At 65.8% G+C, this 21,165-nt stretch carries 21 protein-coding genes; 6 read left to right on the forward strand and 15 right to left on the reverse strand.

Annotated elements, in window-relative coordinates:
- Nucleotides 1-4 precede the first annotated feature (4 nt).
- The 9 genes from AC4JJG_RS17955 to AC4JJG_RS17995 all read right to left on the reverse strand — a co-directional run bounded on the left by AC4JJG_RS17955 (nt 5) and on the right by AC4JJG_RS17995 (nt 10,419).
- Nucleotides 5-1,246, reverse strand: coding sequence for an MCE family protein (locus tag AC4JJG_RS17955; protein WP_495401831.1), 1,242 nt, complete (start codon nt 1,244-1,246; stop codon nt 5-7).
- Nucleotides 1,247-1,313: 67 nt separating this feature from the next.
- Nucleotides 1,314-2,672 carry an MlaD family protein gene (locus AC4JJG_RS17960; RefSeq protein WP_495401832.1) on the reverse strand — a complete coding sequence of 453 codons (1,359 nt, stop codon included), beginning with the start codon at nt 2,670-2,672 and terminating at the stop codon, nt 1,314-1,316.
- A 3-nt stretch (nt 2,673-2,675) separates the two neighbouring features.
- Nucleotides 2,676-4,031 carry an MCE family protein gene (locus AC4JJG_RS17965; RefSeq protein ID WP_495401833.1) on the reverse strand — a complete coding sequence of 452 codons (1,356 nt, stop codon included), beginning with the start codon at nt 4,029-4,031 and terminating at the stop codon, nt 2,676-2,678.
- Nucleotides 4,031-5,098, reverse strand: a complete 1,068-nt coding sequence (locus AC4JJG_RS17970; protein WP_495401834.1) for an MCE family protein — start codon at nt 5,096-5,098, stop codon at nt 4,031-4,033. Before AC4JJG_RS17970 ends, AC4JJG_RS17965 begins: the two co-directional genes overlap by 1 nt.
- Nucleotide 5,099: 1 nt before the next feature.
- Complete coding sequence (locus AC4JJG_RS17975; RefSeq protein ID WP_495401835.1) at nt 5,100-6,182, reverse strand: MCE family protein; 1,083 nt, start codon at nt 6,180-6,182, stop codon at nt 5,100-5,102.
- On the reverse strand, nt 6,179-7,510 hold the full coding sequence (locus AC4JJG_RS17980) for an MCE family protein (RefSeq protein WP_495401837.1): 1,332 nt from the start codon (nt 7,508-7,510) through the stop codon (nt 6,179-6,181). The genes AC4JJG_RS17975 and AC4JJG_RS17980 overlap by 4 nt, the downstream gene beginning before the upstream one ends.
- A gap of 3 nt (nt 7,511-7,513) precedes the next feature.
- Complete coding sequence (locus tag AC4JJG_RS17985) at nt 7,514-8,386, reverse strand: MlaE family ABC transporter permease (protein ID WP_495401838.1); 873 nt, start codon at nt 8,384-8,386, stop codon at nt 7,514-7,516.
- Between the two features lie 2 nt (nt 8,387-8,388).
- On the reverse strand, nt 8,389-9,195 hold the full coding sequence (locus AC4JJG_RS17990) for an MlaE family ABC transporter permease (RefSeq protein WP_495401839.1): 807 nt from the start codon (nt 9,193-9,195) through the stop codon (nt 8,389-8,391).
- A gap of 6 nt (nt 9,196-9,201) precedes the next feature.
- Nucleotides 9,202-10,419, reverse strand: coding sequence for an ABC transporter ATP-binding protein (locus AC4JJG_RS17995; RefSeq protein ID WP_495401840.1), 1,218 nt, complete (start codon nt 10,417-10,419; stop codon nt 9,202-9,204).
- A 547-nt stretch (nt 10,420-10,966) separates the two neighbouring features.
- On the opposite strand from AC4JJG_RS17995, the gene AC4JJG_RS18000 reads away from it, so the two are divergent.
- The gene (locus tag AC4JJG_RS18000) at nt 10,967-11,320 is read left to right on the forward strand and encodes a YciI family protein (protein WP_495401842.1); all 354 of its coding nucleotides are present in this window, start codon (nt 10,967-10,969) and stop codon (nt 11,318-11,320) included.
- A complete protein-coding gene (locus AC4JJG_RS18005) occupies nt 11,317-12,543 on the forward strand; it encodes an RNA polymerase sigma factor (protein WP_495401843.1) in 1,227 nt (408 codons plus the stop codon). Before AC4JJG_RS18000 ends, AC4JJG_RS18005 begins: the two co-directional genes overlap by 4 nt.
- 74 nt (nt 12,544-12,617) lie before the next feature.
- Here the strand turns inward: AC4JJG_RS18005 and rplL are convergent, their stop codons facing one another.
- A complete protein-coding gene (gene rplL, locus AC4JJG_RS18010; RefSeq protein WP_495401844.1) occupies nt 12,618-13,010 on the reverse strand; it encodes a 50S ribosomal protein L7/L12 in 393 nt (130 codons plus the stop codon).
- An 82-nt stretch (nt 13,011-13,092) separates the two neighbouring features.
- On the reverse strand, nt 13,093-13,617 hold the full coding sequence (rplJ, locus tag AC4JJG_RS18015; RefSeq protein WP_495401845.1) for a 50S ribosomal protein L10: 525 nt from the start codon (nt 13,615-13,617) through the stop codon (nt 13,093-13,095).
- A 404-nt stretch (nt 13,618-14,021) separates the two neighbouring features.
- On the opposite strand from rplJ, the gene AC4JJG_RS18020 reads away from it, so the two are divergent.
- Both AC4JJG_RS18020 and AC4JJG_RS18025 read left to right on the forward strand, forming a co-directional pair.
- Nucleotides 14,022-15,134 (forward strand): glycoside hydrolase family 76 protein, encoded by a 1,113-nt coding sequence (locus AC4JJG_RS18020; RefSeq protein ID WP_495401860.1) that lies wholly within the window; start codon nt 14,022-14,024, stop codon nt 15,132-15,134.
- Between the two features lie 164 nt (nt 15,135-15,298).
- Entirely contained in the window at nt 15,299-17,338 is a 2,040-nt protein-coding gene (locus AC4JJG_RS18025; protein ID WP_495401846.1) for a CocE/NonD family hydrolase, read from the forward strand.
- A 51-nt stretch (nt 17,339-17,389) separates the two neighbouring features.
- Here the strand turns inward: AC4JJG_RS18025 and AC4JJG_RS18030 are convergent, their stop codons facing one another.
- Both AC4JJG_RS18030 and AC4JJG_RS18035 read right to left on the reverse strand, forming a co-directional pair.
- Nucleotides 17,390-17,926, reverse strand: coding sequence for a TIGR04338 family metallohydrolase (locus AC4JJG_RS18030; RefSeq protein ID WP_495401847.1), 537 nt, complete (start codon nt 17,924-17,926; stop codon nt 17,390-17,392).
- Entirely contained in the window at nt 17,923-18,753 is an 831-nt protein-coding gene (locus AC4JJG_RS18035; protein ID WP_495401848.1) for a DUF2786 domain-containing protein, read from the reverse strand. Before AC4JJG_RS18035 ends, AC4JJG_RS18030 begins: the two co-directional genes overlap by 4 nt.
- 98 nt (nt 18,754-18,851) lie before the next feature.
- Here AC4JJG_RS18035 and AC4JJG_RS18040 point away from each other — a divergent pair, with 98 nt between their 5' ends.
- The gene (locus AC4JJG_RS18040) at nt 18,852-19,454 is read left to right on the forward strand and encodes an NADPH-dependent FMN reductase (RefSeq protein WP_495401849.1); all 603 of its coding nucleotides are present in this window, start codon (nt 18,852-18,854) and stop codon (nt 19,452-19,454) included.
- 17 nt (nt 19,455-19,471) lie between these two features.
- Nucleotides 19,472-19,858: a MerR family DNA-binding transcriptional regulator gene (locus AC4JJG_RS18045; protein ID WP_495401850.1), complete on the forward strand. Its 387-nt coding sequence runs from the start codon at nt 19,472-19,474 to the stop codon at nt 19,856-19,858.
- 83 nt (nt 19,859-19,941) lie between these two features.
- On the opposite strand, the gene AC4JJG_RS18050 is transcribed toward AC4JJG_RS18045, so the two are convergent.
- The gene (locus AC4JJG_RS18050; RefSeq protein ID WP_495401851.1) at nt 19,942-20,349 is read right to left on the reverse strand and encodes a hypothetical protein; all 408 of its coding nucleotides are present in this window, start codon (nt 20,347-20,349) and stop codon (nt 19,942-19,944) included.
- Between the two features lie 111 nt (nt 20,350-20,460).
- The gene (locus AC4JJG_RS18055; RefSeq protein WP_495401852.1) at nt 20,461-20,868 is read right to left on the reverse strand and encodes a hypothetical protein; all 408 of its coding nucleotides are present in this window, start codon (nt 20,866-20,868) and stop codon (nt 20,461-20,463) included.
- Nucleotides 20,869-21,165: the final 297 nt, after the last annotated feature.

The raw sequence follows: 21,165 nt of genomic DNA on the forward strand, positions 1-21,165 counted from the left end.
GGGGTCACCTCGGGTGCACGCCCATCATCGCCGCGAGCTGCGATGCCAGCGGGTTCAGATTGAGCTTGTCGGGGTCCTTCTTGGGCTTGTTGTCCCACGGCTGCGGCACATCGGGATCAGCCATCTCCGCGCGAGCCGCCGACCGCACACCGGTCGGATTGCCCACCGGCACCGTGCACTTCGCCTCAGTGTTGAACGGGAACTCGTCGTACCGGATGTCGAAGGTCGGATCCTTGTCCTTCATCCGCTGGATCATCGCCGCCGTCGACTCATAACCCCGGGTACAGGCCGGCGGATTGTTCGTCTCGAGCACCACACCGAAGTGGATCTGACCGTCACCGGGCGCCGGGCTATGGCTACCGGCCGACAGCGCGGAGAGCATCGCGACAGTGGCGTTCGTTGCGAAGCCGGTCGGGGCGACCTCGCGGACGGTGGCGCCGAGGTCCTTGACGACCTTGGTGATGTCACCACCATGCTCACGCAACAACTTCGAGATCTGCGCCGCCGACAACGTCCCCGTCGACAACAACCGCCGCACATCCGGATCCGCCGACACCAACGTCTGCGACACCAGATCCAGACCCCGCGCCCACGAACGAATCTCATCCGACTGCGCCGCCTGGGTCCCCAACACCACATTCGAGTTCTGAATCAACGAAATCGTCTGCGACAAATTGTCCACACCCGCCGCCGACAACTTCGACAACGCATCCACCAACCGGGTCACATTCTCACCCTGACCGTTGAACGCCTTACCCAACTCCGAGACCACCGTCTGCAAATCATCCACCGGAATCGACCCCGTGAAATCAATCGCCGAGGACACCACGTCCTCCAACTTCGGCGGCACCGACGACTTCACAATCCGCGACCCATCCCGCAAGTACGGACCATCATTCGACGACGGCTGCAAATCCACGAACTGCTCACCGATCGCCGACCGATTCGCCACCACCGCAACCGCCGAATCCGGAATCTTCGGACCACCCGAATTCAGATCCAACGTCACATCCACACCCTTGTCGGTGAGCTTCAGCGGGCCGACCCGACCCACCGGCACACCCTGATAGGTGACCTCCGCATTCTCGAAAATGCCGCCGGAATCCGGCATCGACGCGGTGACGGTGTACTGCCCCACGCCGACCAGTTTGTCGAGACGCGCGTACTTCGCGCCGACGAAGATCAGAGCCAGGACACCGACGACGACGAAGACGATGAGCTGTATCCGCACAGTTTTCGACAACATCACCGGACTCCGATCAGTGACATGGGGATGATCGTGAGTCCCCACCCACTCGACAATGCAGCACTCATCACCGGACTCCGATCATGGACAACGGCCCGTCGATGAAGCGCTGACCGGGCTCCGCCGGAGGCATCACCGAGTACTGGTTCTCCGTGGACTTCGCGGCAGGCTTCCGTGCGATCGGATACCGGCCACCCGACGGCGGGGTGTTCGGTCCCGGACGCGCGTTGCCCGACGGCGGCAGCAGAGTGATCGTCGGCCAGCCATACCGCGGGCCGTTATTGCCCACGTACGGGTTATTCGGATTCACCGGCACGTTGACACGCGCGGGCGGCGCGTACTTCGGTTCCGGCTGTCCGACGCCGAGCGCCTCCAGCTGATTCAGCAGACGCAGGTCGAGAGTCATGAACAGGTTCGTCGAGTCACCCTTGACCGCCGGCAGCAACCAGTCCGGGAACGGGTGCGTCAGCATCAGCGGGGCCGCGGTGATCAGATCCGGGGCCGCCTTGGACAGCTCGGTCAGCACCGGGCGCAACGCCTTCAGATCGTTGATCAGTGCCTTGCGCGACTTGCCCAGCACGTCGGTGCCAACCTTGCCGAGCTGATCGAGCTTGGTGAGCAATTCGACGAACTGCGGTCGCTGCTCCTCGAGGACCGCGACACCGGCCGGCAGTTCCTTGAGGATGCGCTCGATCTGGGTGGTCTGCTTGACGGCCCGGTTGGACAACGCCCCCAGACCGTCGATCGCACGCACGATGTCGTCGCGCTGACGATCCAGCGAGAGCATGAGCCGCTGCGTCTCGTCGAGCAGGCTGCGGAACATCGGGCAGTTGGTCGTCCGTGCGGACCTCGGGGTGTTCGCGGTGTTCGGGCACGGCGCACCGGTCGTCCCCGCGAGCGCTTTGTTCAGTTCGGTGACGATCGGCTGGAGCTGATTGATGCCGCCCCCGTTGAGGAGCATCGACAGTGCACCGAGAACCTGCTCGATGTCGGTCGCGGTCCGCGTCCGGGACAGTCCGATCGGCTGTGACGGATTCTGGCGCGGTTGCGACGCGGCATCCTCGGGCTCGCTGATCGCGATGAACTTCTCACCGAGCAGCGACGTCTGCTGGACTGCGGCCTGCGCCTTGTCCGACAGTTCCACCTCGTTCTTCACGCGGATCTTCACCTGCGCGAACCACTGGTTCTCCGGCACCTCGACCGACAGCACCCGGCCGACCGGGATGCCGTCCTTCTTCACCACCGACTGTGGGACGAGGTCGAGGATGTCGTCGAACTGCACCTGATAGGTGACCGCGTTGTCGCCGGTATCGACACCGCCGGGCAGCGGGATCGACTGGATGCCGTTGCTGCCACATCCGGCCACGACCAAGGCCGAGGCCAGCGCGGCACCGGCGACCATCGTGCGGGACAGGAACTTTCGCATCGCCTAGCCTCCTGTCGCGGGTCGTGCGGCCGACGGCCGGGTGGATGAAGCGGCGGGCTTGCGCGGCGACGGACTCTGCGCCGCGGGCCTCTTCGGTGCCTGCGGACCGACACGGAGATCCGGGTTCGGATTGCCCGGGACGGCGCCCGGTGCCGGATTCCGCTGCAGCTTGTTGTTGCTCATGATGCCGAACGGCAGCACCGGCAGCAGCGGGTCGATCCCCTTCTGGATCTGCATGCCGAGCTTCTCGCACTGGTTGATCAGCGGCCGCAGCGTGTTGCTGAACTGGACCATCGCCGGGTTGCCCGGGGCCAGCGCGCCGAGGTCGAGCAGGCGGCACTGCGCACCGATCAGGTCCTGCAGATCCGGAATGGTCAGCCGCATCGCGAGGGTGCCGGACTCGGCGTCATAGGCATTGATGAGGTTGTTGATGGTGACGGGCAGGACCGTCAGGATCTCCTTCAGGTGATCCTTGTTGTCCACCATCGCTTTGGTGGTCGGCTGCAGATCGCGCACGGTCTGCCCGATCGCGTCGTTGTTGTCCTCGACGAACCTGGCGACGTCACCGAGGGCGACGGACAGCTTGTTGAGGGCCGCGCCCAGTTGTTCGCGCTCGTTGGACAGGAAGGTGTTGAACGACGCCATCTGCGTGTTGAACTGACGCACCTGCGAATCGTTCTCCCGCAGCGCACCGACGAACACGTCGAGGTTCTTGATCGTGTCGACGAGGTTGCCGCGCGAATCGCTGAGGGTCGTCGCGGCCTTCGAGAGATTGCTGATGGCCGAGCCGAGCTTCTCTCCGTTGCCGCGCAGATTGTCGGCGCCGACGCGGATCACGTCGGTGACCGCGCCGTTCTTGTTCGCGCCCTGCGGACCGAGTGCCTCGGACAGGTTCTGCAGGCTCTTGTAGATCTGGTCCACCTCGACCGGCACGATCGTCTTGTCCTCGCCGAGCGTGATGTCGCGGGGGGCCTTCGGTCCACCGGAGTACGCGGGCGCCAGTTGCACGTAGCGGTCGGCGACGACCGACGGAATGATCTGCGCCGCACGCACATCGGCAGGTAGCTCGATGCCACGGTCGACCGTCATGGTGACCTTGACCTTGTCGCCCTCCGGCGTCACCGAGTCGACCTTGCCGACCGGCACGCCCAGTACGCGCACGTCCGATCCGGAGTAGATGCCGACGCTGCGCTGGAAGGTGGCGGTGATCTTGGTGGTGCCGATCATCGAGAACGCCCACCACAGCACGGCGGCGACGATCAGCGCGAGGATCACGCCGAGTACGAGCCCCACGATGTGCCGCGGGGTGAACCATCGTCCCGGACCCGAGGTCCGGGTGAGGTCGGGAGCTGTCGTCATCAGCCGGCCTCCGTTCCACCGTTGTTCTGCAGAACCTGCTTGTTGGGCGGTCGTGTGGTGTTCTGCTGCGGCAGAGCCGGCGGCAGCAGGTTGGTGACGACCGATTCGAACCACCGGCCGTTACCGAGGACGCCCGCATAGAGCCGGTAGAACGGCGCCATGTACTTGATGGTGTCCCGCAGGTTCTGGTTCTGCTTGGTCAGCAGGGCGGCGACGCCGCGCAGTGACTCGAGCGCCGGGCCGATCTGCTCCTCGTTGTCGCGGACGATGCCGGTCAGCGCATCGGACAACGATGTGGTGCTGGTCAGCAGCGTCTCGATGCTCCGCTGACGATTGTTGAGCTCGTCGAGCAACTGTCCCGCACCGGCGATCAGCTTCACGAACTCCTCATTGCGATCGGCGAGGATCTTCGACGTCGACTTGGTCGCGGCCAGCAGTCGCTGCACCTCCTGGTCGCGACTCGCGATGGTCGCCGAGAGGCGGGAGATGCCCTCCAGCGACGGGCCGATGTCACCCGAGGTACCCGAGAAGGCATCCGACAGTGCCTTCATCGAGGTGGTCAGCTGATCGGTGTCGAGGTCCTCGATCTGGGTGGCGGCCTGCGAGAACGCATCGATCACGTCATAGGGCGACACCGTGTCGGTCAGCGCCTTGTCCGGATCCGCGGGCTCGCTGCCGCGCGGATTCAGTGACAGGTACTTCTGGCCGAGGATCGTCTTGATCTGGATCGACGCCTGCGTCTGATTGCCGACCCAGGTGTTGTTGACGCGGAACTTCACATTCACGCGGTTCCCGTCGAGGCTCACGCTGTCGACCTCGCCGACCTTGACGCCCGCGACGCGAACCTCGGCGCCCGGCTTGAGCCCGGCCGCCTCGGAGAACTGCGCGGTGTAGCGCGCACCCGCGCCGACGAGCGGCAGCGAGTTCAGATAGAACGCCGCCACCGCCGTCATCAGCAGCACCAGGATGCCGATGCCACCGATGCCGACCGGGGAACGCCTGCCCGCGAAACGCCGCGGCTTGTGCGAGGTGTGCGCGGGTGTCGCTGTCGTGTCGTCGTCGGCCATGTCAGCCACCCGCCCTCTCGTCCTTCCAGCAGCGGGTCGCCGCGCTGGTGTACAGGACATGGTTGATGTCGGGCAGCCCGATCAGCGGCTGGGTCAGCAGCGTCGACTTGCCGTTGCCCGCCACGACGTCGATACCGCACAGGTAGAACTGGAACCACGAACCGAAGGTGGCGGCGCGGCCGATCTTCTGCAGCTTCACCGGCAGGTTCGTCAGGATCTGCTCGACGTCCTTGTTCCGCTTGTTCAGTTGATCCGACAGCGACTTCAGGCCGGCGATGTCGCCCTGGATCGCCGGACGCGTCGGCCCAAGGATCGACGCGGTCACCGCGGTCAGGTTCGACAGCGACGACACGGCCGAGCCCACCGAACCACGCTGTGCGGCAAGACCACTCACCAGCTGCGACGTGTTGTCCAGCAGCGACGTGAACTGTTCGTCGTTGCGATTGACCGTGTTGAGCACCTTGCTCAGGTTGGTGACCAGATCACCGATCACCTTGTCCTTGTTGGCGATCGCGTTGGTCAGATCCGCGGTGCTGGCCAGCAACTGGGAGATCGTCTGACCTTCGCCCTGGAAGACCTTGATGATCTGCTCGGACAGCTTGTTGACGTCGCTGGCCGACAACTCCTTGAACAACGGCTTGAAGCCGTTGAACAGCTCGGTCAGGTTCACCGCCGGGTGGGTGTCCCGGTTATCGGGGTCGGTGCCGAAGGTGTGCCCGGTGCCGACGGTCCGCTCCGGATCACCCGCGCCCTTCTCCAGTGCGACGTAGCGCAAGCCGGTCAGGTTGCGGTAACGGATGTAGACCTGGGTGCCCTCGGGCAGACGGTCGCGGTCCACGTTGAACTCGACGAGCGCCTTGTTGCGGTCATGGACCTTGACGTCCATGACCTGGCCGACGCGCACGCCCGCGATGCGCACGTCATCGCCCTTGTTGAGCATCGCCGCATCGGAGAAGACGGCCTTGAACTTGCTGTCGCCGTCGCCGCCCGCGTTGGCGATGGTCAAGGCGAGCAGGCTCGTCGCGACCACGGTGACCACCGCGAACACGACCAGCTTGATCAACGGTCCGACGATCGACCTCATCGGATGGTCACCTTCGCTCCCTGCAGTCCGGCGCCGCCGATCGTGGTCACCCACGTCGGCACCTGCTCCGGGTTCTTGTCGCCGGCGGCGCTGTAGACCACCTTCAATTGCTTCACGTATTCCGGGTCGTCGAACGGGGTGGCGCCGATGGCGCCCGCCGGGGTCGCGGTGAACTGCGGCTGCGGCAGCGACGGCATGGTCCGCGGTCCCGGATTGCGCGACGGTGGCTGATACGAACCGTCACCCAGGCCACCGCCCGGATACTGCGGGAACGGGCGCCCGTCCTTGGCCGGCTTGTAGCAGACCGCGGGCGGGTTCCGATCCAGCAGACGTGGCTCATCCTGATTGGGCAGATAGCGGCCACGCGGATTGACGAAGGTCAGGTTCACGCGGACGCCCGGGTTCTTGGTGCCCTGGCCGACGATCTTGCGCGACTCCGGGATGAGGCCGGCGAAGTTCTCGAACGTGCACACGAACGTCGGCGACTGCTTGGCCAGGCCGACCAGGAACGGCTCCGAATCGACCGCGATGTCGATGAGGTCGGTGCGGTTGGTGCGCAGGAACTGCGTGGTGTCGGTGGCCGCGATGCCCAGCGTGGAGATCAGGGTTCGGAGGTCGCCCTGCCGCTGTACCAGGGTGTTGCCGGTGACGCGCAGGTTGTCGAGGGCGTCGACGACGTCGGGCAGCGCGTCGGAATACGTCTCGGAGAAGCTCGCCAGGCCACGCAGCGTGCCCTGCAGATCGTCGGTGTGTTCGTTGAACTTGCCGAAGATCGTGTTGAGCCGCTCGACGGTGGCTCCGATCTCCTGGCCCCGACCGGAGAGGGCCTGGGAGAGCGACGTCAGGGTGACGTTGAGATCCTGGGGCGGAACGGCGCGCAGGACGGGCAGCAGCTTGTCGAAGAGCTCCTGAACCTCCTTGGCGTTCCCGCTGGTGTCGGTGCGGATCGTGTCGCCCGCGCGCAACTTCACCGGCTGCGCGTCCTGCGGCAACTGGAGCGCCACGTAGCGCTCACCGAAGAGGGTCTTCGGAAGGATGCGGGCGGTCGTGTTGGCCGGCAGCTGCTTGGCCATGTCGGGCTTGAGGCCCAGGGTCACCGCGACCGAACCGTCCGACGCGGGCTGGACGTCGCGCACCTGACCGACGATGACGCCGCGCGCCTTCACGTCGGCGTTGGCGGGCAACGCGTTTCCGGTCGAATCGGTCGTCAGCTTCACATCGGTGAACGACGTGAAGGTGTTGTTGAACTTCATGATCGTCACCGCGAAGAACAGTGCGACCACGACGAAGAACACCAGCCCGAGCAGCCGGCGGCGGATCACCGACATCTTCTAGCCTCCCACTCGGACGGTCGTCGTCGTTCCCCAGATCGCCAGGCCCAGGAAGAAGTCGAGCACGGCGATCAACACGAGCGCGGCGCGCACCGCGTGTCCCACGGCCACGCCGACGCCCGCCGGGCCGCCCGACGCGTAGTAGCCGTAGTAGCAGTGCACCAGGATGATCACGAATGCGAACACCAGCACCTTGCCGAACGACCACAGCACGTCGCCGGGTGGCAGGAACAGGTTGAAGTAATGATCGTAGGAGCCACCGGACTGTCCGTTGAACACGGTGGTGATCACGCGGGACGCCAGGTACGCCGAGAGCAGGCCCAGCACGTACAGCGGGATGACCGCCACGAAGCCGGCGATGACGCGGGTGCTCACGAGGAACGGAATCGACGGGACGGCCATCGACTCGAGGGCGTCGATCTCCTCGGAGATGCGCATGGCGCCGAGCTGTGCGGTGAATCCGCAGCCGACCGTCGCCGACAGCGCGAGTCCGGCCACCAGGGGCGCGACCTCACGGGTGTTGACGTAGGCGGAGAGGAAGCCGGTCAGCGCCTGGGAACCGATCTGGTCCAGGGCGGCATACCCCTGCAGGCCGACGACCACGCCGGTGAACCCCGACATCAGCACCATCACGCCGATGGTGCCGCCGATGACCGCGAGACCACCGGAGCCGAAGGCCACCTCGGCGAGCAGCCGGAGCACCTCGCGCGTGTAGTGCACGAGGGTCTTCGGGATCCAGGCGAGCGTGCGGCCGTAGAACGACATCTGTTCGCCCGCACCGTCGATCAGCTTGAGCGGCTTGCCCAGCTGTTTGCGCGCCTCGTACAGGTAGTACTCGGGTCGCGACTTCGAGATCGTCACACCACCGGCCATCGCTAGCTCCCCTTCGGCGGGACGATCTGCAGGTACACCGCAGTGATGATCAGGTTGGCCAGGAAGAGCAGGAGGAAGGTGATGACGACGCTCTGGTTGACGGCGTCACCCACACCCTTCGGACCGCCCTTCGGGTTGAGGCCCTTGTACGCGGCGATGACACCGGCGATGACACCGAAGATCGCCGCCTTGAGGGTCGACACGTACAGGTCGGGCAACTGGGCGAGCGCACCGAAGGACGCCAGGTATGCGCCCGGCGTTCCGCCCTGGACGACCACGTTGAAGAAGTAACCACCACCGATGCCGATGACCGCGACCAGGCCGTTGAGCAGCATGGCCACCAGGACCATCGCGATGACGCGCGGCACCACCAGGCGCTGGATCGGGTTGATGCCCAGCACCTCCATGGCGTCGATCTCCTCACGGATCGTCCGTGAACCGAGATCGGCGGCCACGGCCGAGCCGGCCGCACCGGCGATCAGCAGCGAGGTCACCAATGGCGAACCCTGCTGGATGACCACCAGGACGCTCGCCGCTCCGGTGTACGACTCCGCACCGAGCTGCTTGATCAGCGAGCCGGTCTGGAGGGAGACGATCGCGCCGAACGGGATCGCGATGAGCGCGGTCGGCAAGATCGTGACGCTGGCAATGAACCATGCCTGCTGAATGAACTCCCGCCATTGAAACGGGCGCACAAAGGTTTGCCGCGCGACGTCGACGAACAGCTGCACGATATTGCCGGTCTGAGCGAGGGCACCCGTTCCGGCCTGAGCGATCCGATCAACGCCACGCGTGGTGGCACTGCTCATGTCTGGTTAACTCCGACCGTCGTTGGGGTGGGGATTCACCGGGCGGGTCGGGGTCTGCCCGCTCGCTCCGGTGTCGATCGGCTGAGTCGTCGTGTTGTCCGGGATGGGCCACGACTGGGTCGGATTGTCGTTGCCGGCGAAGTCCGGGGCCGCGTGGGCACCGCCACCGCTCTGGGTAGCGGGTGCGCCCGCGCCGACGGGGACGTTCTCGCGCTGTGCGCGGGCCTCGGCCAGCGCCTGGTCTTCGGCGGCCATGCTCTCGCGGATGGCGACCTGGGCGCGCTCGGGCAACGTCGGGAGCAGCTCCAGTACGCGCTCGCGGTGCCGTCCGACGGCCTTGCGTTCGGGCATCCCGGGATTGGGCTGCACCTGCGGGATGATCTCGGTGAAGTCGTCCTTGGTGCCACCACCGGAGATGCCCGCGGCCTGCATCGCCTCTTCCTGCTTCTGGACCGCCTCGTCCTTCTCCTCGGACATACCGATCGGACCGAACCGGTCACCGGCGAGGAACTGCTTGACGACCGGCTGCTCGGAGGTGAGCAACTGTTCGCGCGGCCCGAACATCACCAGTTCCTTGCGGAACAGCATGCCGATGTTGTCGGGGATGGTCCGGGCGATGTTGATGTTGTGCGTGACGATCAGGATCGTGGCGTCGATCTCGGCGTTGATGTCGATCAACAGCTGGGAGATGTAGGCGGTACGGACCGGGTCGAGACCCGAGTCCGGCTCGTCGCAGAGGATGATCTGCGGATCCAGCACCAGCGCGCGGGCCAGGCCGGCACGCTTGCGCATACCGCCGGAGATCTCACCGGGCAGCTTGTCCTCGGCGCCGCTCAGACCGACCAGGTCGATCTTCTCCAGCACGATCCGGCGGATCTCGTCTTCCTTCTTCTTCGTGTGCTCACGAAGCGGGAACGCGATGTTGTCGTACAGGCTCATCGAACCGAAGAGCGCACCGTCCTGGAACAGGACGCCGAACAGCTTGCGGATCTCGTAGAGCTCCTTGGCCGAGCACTGGGTGATGTCGGTGCCGTCGATGATGACCGAACCCTGCTCGGGGTGCAGCAGACCGATGAGGGTCTTGAGGAACACCGACTTACCGGTACCGGACGGTCCCAGCAGGGCCGAGACCTCGCCCTCGGGCAGCGTCAACGACACGTCACGCCAGATGTTCTGTGAACCAAACGACTTGGTCAGACCCTCAACGCTTACCTCTACACCCACGGCATCCTCCCAGACATTCGCTGCCCCCTAGCGGCGGTCGGGCGCGACCGCTCACGAACTGGTGACATATGTGGCTGGGGTCACTGTAGCGGACAGGCGACCCGGGACCACACCAGTACGTGCGAGCGGTCACAACTCAGACGAATGCCGACCGCTGCCCGGCCCGTACCCGTCGGTAACTTGCTCTGCAGCAGCGTAGCGGATGCCACCCGAATAGGAAAAGTGCGTCAGCCGTCACACGATCGATCTCGCAGGTCAGAAATTGTTTTGCCGACGATCACCGCCCGGCCGCGATCGTGCTCCCCGAAATTTTCCGTCGATGTGCTGTCGCAATCCGTCCGCGCGGTTCGTGGAAGAGGTGAGGAAGGCCCCGCGGGCCGACCGAATCACCAACAGTCAGAAGGAGCGGCCATGGAGCCCGGAAATTGCCAGTTCATCACCCCTCGCACCGGCCACGCCGTGGTGAAGGATGACATCGACACCGTCGTCACGAACTGACACGACACCACCGAAGAACAAGATGAACAAGAAGGAAAAGGAGACCACCATGCCTGAGTACATGCTCTCGGTCATTCACGGCGACGACGACGCCGTGCCACCGGGCACCGATATCAACGATCTGATCGCCACGGTCGGCGCGTTCAACACCGCGCTGCAGGAGGCCGATGCGATGGTCTACGCCGCCGGGCTGACGCCGGGCTCGGACGCCACCGTCGTCGACTCCGCCGGCGGTGAACCGGTGATCACCGACGGCCCCTACCTGGAGACGCGCGAATACCTGGGCGGCTTCTGGATCATCGCCGCCGAGGATCTCGATGCCGCGTTGCGGTGGGCGGCCCGGGCATCGACGGCCTGCCGGCACGCGGTCGAGGTCCGGCCGGTGCAGAGCGTCGACGAATGACGGCGGCCGCCGACGTTCTCGAGCGGGTCTTCAGGACCGAGCATGCGGCGCTCGTCGGCGGCCTCGTCCGCACGTACACCGATGTCGAACTGGCGGCCGACAGCGTCTCCGAGGCCTACGCGGAGGCAGCGGCGCGGTGGCCGCGCGACGGCGTGCCGGGCAATCCGGGCGGCTGGCTCGCGCTCACCGCACGCCGGAAGGCACTCGATCGGTTGCGCAGGGAATCGTCGCGCCTGGATCGGGAACTGGAGGGCCGCCGGATGTTCGTCGCGGACGCTCCCCCGCTCGGGGTCGTCGACGACGACCGGCTCCGGCTCGTGTTCATGTGTTGCCATCCCGCGCTCGCGCCGGACGTCAGGGTCGCGCTCACCCTGCGTCTGGTGACCGGGCTGTCGGTGGCCGAGATCGCCGCGGCCTTCCTCGTCGAGGAACGAACCATGGCGCAGCGGATCACGCGCGCGAAACGCAAGATCAAGAATGCGCGCATCCCGTTCCGCATCCCTGAGCGCGATGACATCCCCCGCCGCCTCGACAGTGTTCTCACTGCCGTGTACCTCATGTACAACGAGGGCTATCTGTCCCACGGGCACGAACGGGCCGTGCGCGACGACCTGTGCGCGGAGGCTGTCCGGCTGGCCCGGCTGGTGCGGCAGCTCGTCCCCGGCCACACCGAGGCGGCGGGACTGCTGGCACTCCTCCTGCTAACCCACGCGCGACGGGAGGCCCGGGTCAACGCCGACGGTCTCGTGCTCTTCGCCGATCAGGACCGCGCGCACTGGGATTCGGTGATGCTCGTCGAAGGATTGTCGATGGCCGGGGAGTTGGTCGCGGGCTGGTCGTCGGCGCGACCGGCCGGGCGCTACCAACTGATGGCGACCATCGCGGCGTGTCATGCGTCGGCTCCGTCCCCGGACGAGGTCGACCATCGGCGTGTGCGCGCACTCTACGATCGGCTCGCCGAGATCGATCCGGGCCCGGTGGTCGGACTGAATCGCGCACTGGCCGGGGCGCCGCTGATCGGCGACGCCGCCGCGCTGGCGGAGATCGACGCCCTCGCCATTGCTCAATACGCCCCGTGGCATATCGCCCGTGCGCACCTCCTGCATCGGCTCGCGCGGCACGCCGAGGCGCGGACCGCACTCGAGGCGGCGCTGGACTCGACGTCGAATGCCTTGGAGCGGCAGGAGATCCACAAACGATTGAGCGCTTTGCCCGCCCACTGAGCGTGCCGAGAACACAGAAGAGCCCGGGACGGCGGACCGTCCCGGGCTCTTCGTGCAGTGAGTAAGAGAGAGTCTTACTTGACGGAGACTGCGGCGCCGGCCTCTTCGAGCTTGGCCTTGGCAGCGTCGGCGTCTTCCTTGCTGACCTTCTCCAGGAGCGGCTTCGGAGCACCCTCGACGAGGTCCTTGGCTTCCTTCAGGCCCAGGCCGGAGACGATCTCGCGAACGACCTTGATGACCTGGATCTTCTTGTCGCCGGCACCCTCGAGGATGACGTCGAACTCGTCCTGCTCGGCAGCAGCGTCGGCACCGCCGGCAGCAGCCGGGGCACCCGCAGCGGCGACGGCGACCGGAGCAGCCGCGGTGACCTCGAAGACCTCTTCGAACTTCTTCACGAAATCGCTGAGCTCCAGCAGGGTCAGTTCCTTGAACTGATCGATGAGCTCGTCAGCGGTGAGCTTCGCCATGGTGGCGTCCTTCCTGTCGTTCCCCGATTCGGGGGGAGTTGTGGTTCATCCCCGGATGGGGATTGGTTTCACGCGGCGCGAATTACTCGCCGGCTTCGTTCTTCTTCTCCTGCAGGGCCGCGGCGAGACGCGCCACCTGCGAGGCCGGCTGGTTGAACAGTCCGGCAGCCTTTGCCAAGTTGCCCTTCATGGCACCGGCGAGCTTGGCCAACAGCACCTCTCGGGTCTCCAGGTCGGCGATCTGTTCGATCTCGGACACGGACAGCGCGCGGCCGTCCATGTACCCGCCCTTGACCACGAGCGCTTTGTTGTCCTTGGCGAAGTTCTTGATCGCCTTCGCGGCCACCACCGGCTCGCCTTCGATGAAGGCAATCGCGGTCGGACCGGTGAACAGCTCGTCGAGCCCTTCCACGCCCGCCTCTGCGGCGGCACGCTTCACCAGGGTGTTCTTGGCGACGGAGTAGGTTGCACCCTCACCGAGGGACCGGCGCAATTCGGTGATCTGGGTGACGGACAGGCCACGGTATTCCGTGATCACTGTTGCCGTCGAGCCCTTGAACTGCTCGGCGATCTCCGCAACCGCGGCGACCTTCTCAGACTTGGCCATACTCTTCGCCTCCTCTCTCATCACTGGAGTTGGGTCGAGTCCGACCGGAGACGAGACGTGAGGCGAAAATCAAAAAACGCCCCGGCACACAGAGGCACGGGGCGCGTTCGATGCGATATCGACGATCCTCGTTCTCCCTGCGTGGGCTGCCGCTGCGACATCATGGATGTCGATGCGGACCTTCGGCCGGAATCTCTTCCGGCAACCGACGGTCTCTGGTCGAACCGATACGGCACACGGATGCGTGCCACACCGAGGAGTTAGGCTACCGGACTGTGGGGGATGCAACCAAATCACCGACCGGCGACAGCAACGACGACGCCTCCGGCGACCTCGGGCCACTGTCCCCGGGCGACGCGACGATCACCGCGAACGAGCGGGCCGCGGTGGCCGCCGACGCGGTCATGCACCGGCATCTGCGCCGCATGTGGTGGCTGCCGGGCACCCGACTGGCCTCGGTCGCCTGGCCGGTCCCGGCGCTGCGCAGCCAGTTCGGCATGTGGCACTACTGGTGGCATGCGCATCTGGTCGACCTGCTGACCGACGCGGCGATCCATCGCCCGCCGGACGGCATGTCCTTCGCACCGGACATCGCCGACGACGTGAATCGACTGCTGCGCGGCATCCGTTTGCGCAATCTCGGGAAGTGGACGAACAACTACTACGACGACATGGCTTGGCTTGGCCTGGCCATCGAACGTGCGGACCGGCACCTGGGTCTTCATCACCCGACGGCGCGGGCCAAGCTGACGAACCGCATGCTGGCGGCCTGGGTGCCGAGCCGCGGTGGCGGCATCCCGTGGCGCACCATGGACCTCTTCTTCAACGCTCCCGCCAACGGCCCGGCCGCCATCCTGCTCGCACGCACCGGACATCTGGATCGCGCCCGCGAGATGGCGGGCTGGATGGACGCCCATCTCATCGATCCGAAGAGTCACCTGGTCATCGACGGCATCAAACCCGATGGGGATGGATTTGAGCGGGTGACGGCGATTTATACGTATTGCCAGGGCGTGGTGCTCGGCACCGAGCTGGAGTTGCTGCGGCAGACCGGTCGGCCTCTGCATCTGGAGCGCATCGAGCGGCTGCTGAGCGCGGTCGAGAAGAACCTGACGCCGGACGGGGTCATCCCGGGTGCGGGCGGTGGTGACGGCGGATTGTTCGCGGGCATCCTCGCGCGCTACCTCGCCCTGGTGGCCACCGATACGCCCGATGACGTGACCGGCGCCGACGACGTCCGCACGCGGGCGGCGCGCATCGTGACGACCAGCGCGGACGCCGCCTGGACGAATCGGGCGGTCACGCCGGAGGGACCGGTCTTCGGCGCGGACTGGCGGAAGCCTGCCGCCGTTCCGGGCGCCGACGGCGGTGAGGCGCGGTTCGTCGGCGGGGCGGTCAATTCGTCGCAGATCCCGGAGCGGGACCTGTCGGTGCAGCTCTCGGCGTGGATGGCGCTGGAGGCCGCGGCCGCGGTGGAGCTCCCGCGAACCGAACATGACCGAATAGTGGCCCCCTAGTTAGCGATCCGATATTCGCGCTGAGTTATCCTCGTCCAACAGGTGACGTACGACACATTTGTGATCGTGAATCATCTGCTCCGGCACAAGGGGTGTGCCGGATCGAGCAGGTTCGACGATCCGCCTCCTGGGGACGTCGAACCGCAGGCAGGGAGTGATGCACCGTGACGTATCAGCTGGACAACGACGGTCGGGCCACCGCACGCGCACGAGTCGCACCCGCGACGGAGACCACGCGTGTCGGCACCATCGGAGCGCCGCATTTCGGCACTCTCCCACTCGGCGATCCGACCGGCGGAGCCGCCGGCATCCGCTGGCGTGAACAGGTCGACAGCAAGCAGATGTATCCGCGGGTGACCGTGGACCGCAACGTCGTGATCACCATGAGCGACGGAGTGCGCCTGCGCGCCACCGTGATCCGCCCGGCGAACCGCTTCGGGCAGACGGTCCTGAGCCCCTATCCGGCGATCGTCAACATCAACCCGTACAACCGGGCCGCGATCGACCTGATCGACCAGACCATCCATGCGCCCGTGCTCGGCAAGGCGATCACCACCGCATCCCGGTCCATTGATGCGTCCGGTACCGCCCTCGAAGGCCTCACCACCCTGACGAAGACCTTGGCCGGAGGCGTCATCGATGTCTTCGGCGTCAACCGCAATCTGGTGCGCAGCGGCTACGTCCAGGTGATCGTCGATGTGCGCGGTACCGGTGCCAGCCAGGGCAAGTGGCAGATCCTGGGTGCGCGGGAACAGCAGGATTCGGTGGAGATCCTGGACTGGGTTGCCGGCCAGGAGTGGTGCGACGGTTCGATCGGCCTGGTCGGCTGGTCATATTCGGCGATCAACTCGCTCCAGGCCGCCGACAAACAACATCCGAACCTGAAGGCCGTCTTCGCGGTGGAGGGCTGCGACGACATCGTCCGCGACATCTACATCACGGGCGGTATGCCGTCGGCGTTCATCCCGTTCTGGCTGTCGATGGTGAATGTCCTGAAATGGGTGCCCAATCCGTCGTCGGCGGTCCGCGACCTGATGCGCGGGGACGCGCTGCGCTGGGCGGTGGACCGGATCAAGTCACCGGCCACCGAGATCCCTTCGCTGCTGTGGGGTTTCCTCACCGCGCGCGACGACCGCATCTTCGACGACCCGTATTTCGACGAGCGGGATCCGAAGGTCGACCGCATTCAGGCACCGACGTTCACGGTGGGCGCCTGGCACGATCTGTTCGGCCACAGCGCGACCGGCGTCTATGAGCGCCTGCAGATGGAGCCGGGCCGCAAGCAGATGGTCGTCGGCGACGGCTATCACGTGGATGTCGGTTCGGGATTCGGCGGCGATTTCGCTCCGCCCCGCCTCGACGTGCTGGAGCGGGCGTGGTTCGATCGCTGGCTCAAGGGACATCAGAACGGCGTCGAGCATTACGGCCCGGTGACCATGGTTCAGCAGGGCGGCGCGTGGACGTCGGGACACAGCTTCCCGCGCACCGGTGTCCGCCCCCAGCGGTTGTACCTGCGTGACGAATCGTCGGGCTCGGCCGACCATGCGGTGCATGATGGTTCCTTGCATTCCGAGCCGATGGATCATGTCTCGTCGCTGGCCGTGCGTGCCGACCTACGCGGCGCGATGTCGCGCGACATGACGCAGGTGACCGCCGGAGTGTCGATGATCTTCGGCCGCGGCTTCACCACCGATGCCCGGTACCAGGAGGGCGGCGGATTGTCGTTCTCCACCGAACCGGTCACCGAGGCGACCACCATCAGCGGCGGCATGAACCTGCGGCTGAACGTGGCGACCACCGCGCATGAGGCGATCTGGGCGGTCACCGTGAACGACGTCGCCCCGGACGGCACGTCGACGGTTCTCACCAATGGCGCTCTCTCCGCGTCGAATCGGGCTCTTGATCCCTCCGAGTCGAAGTACGCGTCCGACGGCAATCTGCTGACCGCACACCACTATCTGTCGCGTAAGCGCAAGCTGCCGGTGCCTGCCGACGAGCCGGTGCGCATCGATGTCGACCTCGTCCCCACCGATGCGGTCCTGCAGCCCGGTCACCGTCTGCGCGTCGATGTCTACGCCGCGAGCTTCCCGCGGTATCTGACCGTGGTACCGGATCTGATCAAGGCCCGCGGTCGTCGTCAGCGCCTCGTGCTCGACCCCAAGCACCCGAGCTACCTGACGTTCCTCTCCGGCGGCAGCTGGTGACGGCCCCGGCCTGACACGGACAGCGAACGGACCTGTGCCGCAACGCGTCCGTCATGTCCGGTCGCCTTCTCCCATCGGCACTCCACTGTCGCCGAAGATCACGCGGTAGAGGAAGCCCATCTCCGGGCCGAGCACCAGCCCGGTGAGATCGATCAGGCAGAGGGCGAACGCGTCGCCGTGCGGCGCACCATCGGCATCGTCGAGATGATGGGCGATCTCGTGCAGGACCACCAGTTCTCGCAGAGCCCAGCGGCCGTCGACGGAGGCCGGAATCGCGATCTCCGGCGTCGCCGAGCCTCCGACGGAACGAATGTATTCGGCGGACCGATGACCACGGCGCTCCCGCACCGCCACCGGCGCCTCCGCACGCGGAAACCGTTCGCGCACAGTCGGCATCGACAACACCTGCTCGACGTAATCCCGCACCGAGTCGATGGATGCGAATCTCGCCTCGACGGGCAGGGTCACCGATGTCCCCGCGATTTCCACGACATGCGCCGGGCCTGCTCGGTCGATCAATCGATGGACGAGCGACTCCGCCTCGTACAGCCGAGCACGGCCGGTGTCACGGGGACGTCCGCCGGTCATCGGTCGATGGCGCCACGCGCGGAACCGAATTCGCGGTCGGCGCCGATCTTCGCCCGACGGCCCGCTCGATCGCCGGCTCTGCGCGCCGCCTCCGAATACCCGGCCGACGCACTCGACGGACGCCAGTGTCCCCGTGCCGTGGACTCGGACTTGTAGAAATCCGTCACCTCGATTTCCTTGTCCCGCAGGGCAAGTGCCGTCGACGACGGCGCATGCTCGTCGTCCGGGTCGTTGTGCAGCGCTTCGGACCGCGCCGCCTCCCGTGCCTCACTGAGCCGCTTGCCGATACGTTCGGCGAAGGCCGACTGGAAGTTGAGCCGTGCCGTGATGGGCGACAACGGCTTGGTCTCCACGACCCGGCGTGTGCGCCTGCCGCTTCCGACAGTCACGACCCGCGAGAACTCCTCGCCCTTGTAGTCCCCCGACCGCAGGTACGCGCCACTCGCACCGACCATCTGCACCACGAGCGAGCTGTACAGCGTCTCGCAGGTGTCGATATCGGAACCGAAACCGTAGGCCAGCACGAATGTCGAGTTGCCCGCCACGTCGACGGTTACATCGTTGGCGCGCGCGATGGCCACGAACAACTGCACATACGTCTTGAGTCCGCGCTTGCCCGGCTCACCTATCGCTATCTGCCGCGACACCGGCGTGGTCTGCGTGCGGCCCGCCGGGTCGTGGGCGCGCGCCACCGCCAGATCGATCGACGAGGCGGTCGCGAGTCGCTGGGCGGCCTGCATGAACGTCTCGGCCTCATGCGGATTGTCGGTGCCCTCGGCCTGCCGGAGCAGGGCCGAGATCCGGGTGAGCAGCTTGTCGTCGCGCATATCCATCAGACTAACGAGAGCGGCGATCGGTTCCGTCCCACACCGAATTCGATCGCACCATTGACCTCAACAAAGGTTGAACTCCTAGCGTCGTCGGCATGAGTACAACAGACCTCTCCCCCGACACCGTCCGCACGGGCATCCCGACGGCGGATGACCTGCGGCTCGGCATCATCATCGGCAGCTCACGGAACGGGCGGATGGCCGACCCCATCACCGCCTGGATCGGTACGCACCTCTCGACGAGAACCGAATTCAGCACCGACGTCGTCGATGTGCGCGAGGCCGACCTGCCCATGTCCGAACTCGGTGCACACGAACGATCCCCGATCGCCGGGCGACTCGCCGACGCGGACGGCTTCCTCGTGGTGACCCCCGAGTACAACCACAGCTTTCCCGCCGCCCTGAAGAATCTGATCGACTGGCATGTCGACGAGTGGGCCCGCAAACCCGTCGCCTTCGTGTCCTACGGCGCCGCATCGGGCGGCCTGCGCGCAGTGGAGCATCTCCGGCAGGTGTTCGCCGAACTGTATGCCGTCACCATGCGGAACTCCGTCGCTCTGAGTGCCCCGTGGGAGCGCATCGACGCCACCGGACGCTTTGAAACCGATCCGCGAGAGCCCGCCGCCCTGGATGCCACGCTCGACGAATTGGCGTGGTGGGCAACCGCTCTCCGAGCTGCTCGGCAGCAACCCAACTAACTCCTGGAGGTCGAACGATGACTGCCGAACCCGTGATCGACGCCGCGTTCCTCGCCCGCACACTGTCCGTCGGACAGGTCGCCGAGGCCAGTGGCGTGTCCCCGTCCGCGGTGCGGTTCTACGAGAGCAACGGGCTGATCACCTCGATCAGGACATCGGGCAATCAGCGACGATTCCTGCCGGTATCCTCGTGCCGCATCCGCGTGGCGCGGGTGGCCCAGCGCGTCGGACTCACGGTTCGCGAGATCGCGGACATTCTCGACGGCCTCCCCGAGGAACCGACCGTCGACGACTGGAACACGCTCAACGACGTACTGATCGACCAGGCGCACAAGCGCATTCGCTATCTACGTGCCACCCTCGACGACCTCGCGTCCGACAGCAGACTCTGCGAGATCGGCTGACCCACTGCGATCACATCGCGCTCACGAATTCCGTTCCCGCTCATCCGGTCGGGTGAGCGGGAACGAAACGCATGCGCGGGCCGCTACCGACCGTGACGCGGAGGCACCTTCTTCAGCAGCACATTGCCGACCGGGATCTGACCGTAGACGTACCTGGTGCCGTAGTAGCCGTTCTTGGTCTTGCGGAATTCATCGTGGCTGAGCCACAGCTCGATAGGCGTGCCGTTACCGGAAACGATCCCGCCTCGTTTGGTGCTGATGATCTTCTGGTTCGTCAGGTTGTACGGCCCGAGCCCGTAGTAGTCTCCGTACAGCCTATTGCCGACGACTCGGCTGTTCCATTCCGGAGTCGGGATGAACCCGTAGATCAGAGACTGCGACTTGTACTGTCCAGGCTCAATCTTCGCCTCGGCCGTTCCTGCGCCGACGCTGATGCCCACCGCAGCCGCACCCGCGATCAGGCAACCTCCAACCAATCTCTTCATCATCATGGGCGATAACCCTATCGACTCGGTCGCCTCGACGGGATCGGCTACCCGACTGACAGGCGCGAACTCGCACTCGCACTTGCCTCGCTCGTGCGCGCCGGGCTATGGGAGGTATCAGCGGTACCGTTGATGAGGAATCTTCTTCAGCATGACGTTGCCCATCGGGACGCCCCAGCTATAGACCGTGCCGTAATACCCGTTGCGCGTTTTCCGGAGCTCCGCCCGTCCGAGCCACTGTTCCACCGGACTGCCCCCACCGGTGGCCAGGATGCCACCATGCTTGGTGTGAATGACCTTCTGGCTGTTGAGATCCGATGACATCGGCACTGCAGTATGCGGATACATCCGGCCGTTCCGGATTGTCACATCGCCCTGGGGGGTGGGAATGAAGCCGTATATGAGCGTTTGGTACTTGTAGTGGCCGGATTCGATCTTCGCCTCTCCCGCACCGGCACCCACAGCGATCCCGAATGCCGCTGCACCGGCGATCAGTGCGCCCGCGACCAACCTCTTTATCACCATGCCGACCGAGGCTAACGATCGAACGTGGGATCTACTATCGATCATTCGACCGACATCCACCGACGCCGCCAACGCTCACGAATTTCGTTCCCGCTCAGGGGTACAACCCGCGCGGGAACGGAATGGGTGAGCGGGAGCGCCGAGTCACGGCAGCAGGTGACGAAGGTAGCGGCTCGGGTCGGCGAGGAAGTCGCGGGTGAGGCGGACGGGCAGCGCGTCGTCGTAGTCGATCGGGACTGCTGCACGATCGGGTGACAGTGTCGGTGTCATGCCGCTGAGGCGGCTGTGTTGATGATC

This window comes from Gordonia sp. B8661-1 (assembly GCF_059427765.1).

Bases quoted from the DNA above. Each gene is read 5' to 3' on its own strand.
- AC4JJG_RS17955 (WP_495401831.1), bottom strand. From the start codon at position 1,246: ATGTTGTCGAAAACTGTGCGGATACAGCTCATCGTCTTCGTCGTCGTC.
- AC4JJG_RS17960 (WP_495401832.1), bottom strand. From the start codon at position 2,672: ATGCGAAAGTTCCTGTCCCGCACGATGGTCGCCGGTGCCGCGCTGGCC.
- AC4JJG_RS17965 (WP_495401833.1), bottom strand. From the start codon at position 4,031: ATGACGACAGCTCCCGACCTCACCCGGACCTCGGGTCCGGGACGATGG.
- AC4JJG_RS17970 (WP_495401834.1), bottom strand. From the start codon at position 5,098: ATGGCCGACGACGACACGACAGCGACACCCGCGCACACCTCGCACAAG.
- AC4JJG_RS17975 (WP_495401835.1), bottom strand. From the start codon at position 6,182: ATGAGGTCGATCGTCGGACCGTTGATCAAGCTGGTCGTGTTCGCGGTG.
- AC4JJG_RS17980 (WP_495401837.1), bottom strand. From the start codon at position 7,510: ATGTCGGTGATCCGCCGCCGGCTGCTCGGGCTGGTGTTCTTCGTCGTG.
- AC4JJG_RS17985 (WP_495401838.1), bottom strand. From the start codon at position 8,386: ATGGCCGGTGGTGTGACGATCTCGAAGTCGCGACCCGAGTACTACCTG.
- AC4JJG_RS17990 (WP_495401839.1), bottom strand. From the start codon at position 9,195: ATGAGCAGTGCCACCACGCGTGGCGTTGATCGGATCGCTCAGGCCGGA.
- AC4JJG_RS18000 (WP_495401842.1), top strand. From the start codon at position 10,967: ATGCCTGAGTACATGCTCTCGGTCATTCACGGCGACGACGACGCCGTG.
- AC4JJG_RS18005 (WP_495401843.1), top strand. From the start codon at position 11,317: ATGACGGCGGCCGCCGACGTTCTCGAGCGGGTCTTCAGGACCGAGCAT.
- rplL (WP_495401844.1), bottom strand. From the start codon at position 13,010: ATGGCGAAGCTCACCGCTGACGAGCTCATCGATCAGTTCAAGGAACTG.
- rplJ (WP_495401845.1), bottom strand. From the start codon at position 13,617: ATGGCCAAGTCTGAGAAGGTCGCCGCGGTTGCGGAGATCGCCGAGCAG.
- AC4JJG_RS18020 (WP_495401860.1), top strand. From the start codon at position 14,022: ATGCACCGGCATCTGCGCCGCATGTGGTGGCTGCCGGGCACCCGACTG.
- AC4JJG_RS18030 (WP_495401847.1), bottom strand. From the start codon at position 17,926: ATGACCGGCGGACGTCCCCGTGACACCGGCCGTGCTCGGCTGTACGAG.
- AC4JJG_RS18035 (WP_495401848.1), bottom strand. From the start codon at position 18,753: ATGCGCGACGACAAGCTGCTCACCCGGATCTCGGCCCTGCTCCGGCAG.
- AC4JJG_RS18040 (WP_495401849.1), top strand. From the start codon at position 18,852: ATGAGTACAACAGACCTCTCCCCCGACACCGTCCGCACGGGCATCCCG.
- AC4JJG_RS18045 (WP_495401850.1), top strand. From the start codon at position 19,472: ATGACTGCCGAACCCGTGATCGACGCCGCGTTCCTCGCCCGCACACTG.
- AC4JJG_RS18050 (WP_495401851.1), bottom strand. From the start codon at position 20,349: ATGATGATGAAGAGATTGGTTGGAGGTTGCCTGATCGCGGGTGCGGCT.
- AC4JJG_RS18055 (WP_495401852.1), bottom strand. From the start codon at position 20,868: ATGGTGATAAAGAGGTTGGTCGCGGGCGCACTGATCGCCGGTGCAGCG.